The sequence below is a fragment of the Rhizorhapis sp. SPR117 genome (assembly GCF_021742065.1).
In genome coordinates this window covers 1-2,709 of sequence record NZ_JAKKIE010000149.1, presented here as the reverse complement: position 1 = coordinate 2,709, position 2,709 = coordinate 1, and the positions used below count along the sequence as shown (strand labels likewise).

Below are 2,709 nucleotides of genomic sequence, written 5' to 3'. Positions count from 1 at the left end.
AAGATGGCGCTCCCTTCGCCAGTCTTGAATCCGATCCGCGCGGAAAAAGGAATCCCTTAAATGTCCACACGCCTTAGCAACCGCCGTGACAGTTTCAATGGTGGGATCGAGGCCCGGTGACCCGGCAGGGTTGCCGCGCAGCATCCAGGGCATCGGCTGGATGAGCCGCGCCCAGTCGACAAAGGATGGAATGCGTCCCAGATCTTCGGTGACATGCGCCTCCCCGATCAGACGGACCGGCACTTGGCGTCCGTCACTGTTGCGAATGGTCACGCCGAAAAGCGTCTCGAGCAGAAAGATGCCTTCGGCATGATGCCGAAGTGCCCGATGGCGCGGGTCGGCGATAATCTTCTTGGACTCATCGAACCATTGGTGAAGTGCGATATAGTCGTCCGGCACCCCACCCCAGCGGCGCACAGAGATGAGCGCATGATAATAGCAGTGGGACATGGGATCAAAGCTCCGTCTCGGTGGTGTCATAGTCGATGAACCGGGCATTATGCGTGATGGTCACGCGTCCCGAGGCGACATCGATGACAATTCCGCCATGGGCGCCCTCGCCATTTTCCCAGCCACCATGATGGTCGCAGACGGCGTTTTCGGCGAAGGCGGACAGGGCGTCCTCAAGCGGCAACGCGGAGCTGCGAACATTTCCGCCATAGTCGACGGCGTAATGGTCGCACAGCACCGATGGCAATTCGCAGACGACATCACCGCGATACGCAGTGATATCACCCATCATGCCCTCATCGCCGCCGCCATCGTAGGTGATGTCGACGCGTGTGATGCCATGCTTCTTGAGGAGGGGCAGGAACGCGGCCTTGCAGCGCGCTTCGACGTCGCGGACTGCCGCGATATGCTCTGCGATCTCGGCCTCGATACGGGCTTGAATGGCCGCATGTTCGGGCGTGAGTTGCGTCGTGGTCATGCTGGCATCTCCTGCAAAAAGGTGCGCGCGGCCTCGGCGCTGGCGGGATAGGCGGCCGCGAGATTGCGGTGGAGGATCTCGAAATCCGGAACCGGGAACCGTCCCGACGGGTCAGGCCGCGTCGCGATCAGCGCGCCCGTGACGATGTCGTCGATCCGGTCGCGATCGACCGCTGGCGCGCGGCCGTCGTCATAGCGAACGGGCGGGGCAAAGCCGGCCTCGACCCAGCTGCCCAGACCGTCCTGGACGGCCTCCGCATAGGCCGCGACCGACGGATCGCGGCGGAAAGCGCCGGCATCGATCCTGAGGCCGAGCGTGCGATAGATGCCGAAGTCGTGCCGGTTGGTGATTGAAATGAGGGCACACCCGTCCGGCGGCGGGCCGCAGCGGGCGATAACGGCGGCCCGATAGGTAGCGACCTCGAGTCGGTTGAGGCGCTCGAAGTCGGGGGTGTGGCCGATCTGCGCGCAATCCTCATTCGCAGGCGTACCACCGAGGTCAATGATGTTGGACATGGCCTTCTCCTGTGCAATGAACACAAAGGCACACCCCCTCCTCTCCCCGGCCATGGAGGCAGCGGGAGGCAAAAGGCCCCGATCCGCTGTGGGAGCGAGGACCATCTCGAGAGTTTGGATCGATCGCGAGGCGTGCGGTGCGAGCCGCAGCCGCGGGTACGAGACGACGCTCTAGGCGAACGCTATGCGACAATTGCCCGGCATGAGATCAATGAAGGTCGGCGATCCAGTTCTCGACCTTGAGTGCGCGAATCCGGGAGAACTCTGCGATATTCGCGGTCACGAGCACCGCGTCCAAGGCATAGGCATGGGCAGCGATGAACAGGTCATTCGGCCCGATGGGTTTTCCGGCTGCTTCCAGCTCTGCGCGAATGCCGCCATATTCGGTGTCGGCGGGAACATCGAGGGCGAGGATCTGGAGGCTGTCCAGGATGGCCTCGATCTGCGCCAGCAGCCGCGCCGAGCCCTTCCTGGCACAGCCATAGCGGAGTTCCGCCGCGGTGATGATGCTGACACAGATCGCATCCGGACCCACTTCGGCGATACGTGCGGCGACGGAGCCTTGCGGATTTCGGGCAAGCTCGGAGACGATATTGGTGTCGAGCATATAGAGCCCGCTCACAGGTCTATGGCCTTCGCCGGGAGCAATGTGTCATCGACATCGGGAAACTGGTCCTCGGGCCCGAGCGGCTGCAAGGATGCGAGGACTTCCAGAAGATTCTTGCGGCGCACCGGTTCGATAATGAGGCGCTCGCCATCGCGATGGATCATCACGCGGTCACCGGGAAACTCGAAATCGGCAGGGATGCGCAGCGCCTGGCTCTTGTTGTTCCGGAACAGTTTGGCTTCTCGCGGAGGAGTGGAATCGGACTTCTTCCGGGCCATATCGACCTCCTTTGCATATACATGAGCATATGCATCACGCCGGAAGAATGTCAAGATTTTTGCCTGTGGAGAGGCTGCGGCGGTGAGCATCAGAGCCTGGCGCGTTGACGGCCCCCAGGCATGGGAAAATGCAAAAGGCCCCCGCTTCGCGGGTGGAAGCGAGGACCTTTTGGCAGCGATGGCTGAGCAGTGATCAGCCGACGAAGGCATGCTCTGCCGACGACTGGCCGAGGCCGGCCTCGGCCCCTTGCGCGGGCGCGCCCGCGGTGTTCCCTTCGCCGGGCAGCGGCGGCAGGCTGTCATTGGCCTTGGGCGCCATCTCCGAGGCAAGGTCGCGCCGGCGCGTCGGTCGCGACCAGACCACATTGTAGCTGCCGTCCT

At 63.0% G+C, this 2,709-nt stretch carries 5 protein-coding genes and 1 pseudogene; all 6 read right to left on the bottom strand.

All coding sequences use genetic code 11. From position 1 onward, the window contains the following. Nucleotides 1–450, bottom strand: a 450-nt coding sequence (locus L3X40_RS21500; RefSeq protein ID WP_445177235.1) for a DUF6915 family protein, incomplete at its 3' end; no start/stop codon positions are given. 4 nt (nucleotides 451–454) lie between these two features. After that, entirely contained in the window at nucleotides 455–928 is a 474-nt protein-coding gene (locus L3X40_RS21495; RefSeq protein ID WP_067113687.1) for a DUF6878 family protein, read from the bottom strand. After that, entirely contained in the window at nucleotides 925–1,443 is a 519-nt protein-coding gene (locus L3X40_RS21490; protein ID WP_067113689.1) for a hypothetical protein, read from the bottom strand. Before L3X40_RS21490 ends, L3X40_RS21495 begins: the two co-directional genes overlap by 4 nt. 208 nt (nucleotides 1,444–1,651) lie before the next feature. Then, nucleotides 1,652–2,065 (bottom strand): type II toxin-antitoxin system VapC family toxin, encoded by a 414-nt coding sequence (locus L3X40_RS21485; protein ID WP_067113691.1) that lies wholly within the window; start codon nucleotides 2,063–2,065, stop codon nucleotides 1,652–1,654. Next, nucleotides 2,062–2,328, bottom strand: a complete 267-nt coding sequence (locus L3X40_RS21480) for an antitoxin (protein WP_067113693.1) — start codon at nucleotides 2,326–2,328, stop codon at nucleotides 2,062–2,064. The genes L3X40_RS21485 and L3X40_RS21480 overlap by 4 nt, the downstream gene beginning before the upstream one ends. 193 nt (nucleotides 2,329–2,521) lie before the next feature. Next, nucleotides 2,522–2,709, bottom strand: a pseudogene (locus L3X40_RS21475) (DUF736 domain-containing protein); the annotation flags it as partial.

Excerpts from the sequence above, each read along its gene's own strand:
- L3X40_RS21495 (WP_067113687.1), bottom strand. The coding sequence starts at position 928 with ATGACCACGACGCAACTCACGCCCGAACATGCGGCCATTCAAGCCCGT.
- L3X40_RS21480 (WP_067113693.1), bottom strand. The coding sequence starts at position 2,328 with ATGGCCCGGAAGAAGTCCGATTCCACTCCTCCGCGAGAAGCCAAACTG.
- L3X40_RS21490 (WP_067113689.1), bottom strand. The coding sequence starts at position 1,443 with ATGTCCAACATCATTGACCTCGGTGGTACGCCTGCGAATGAGGATTGC.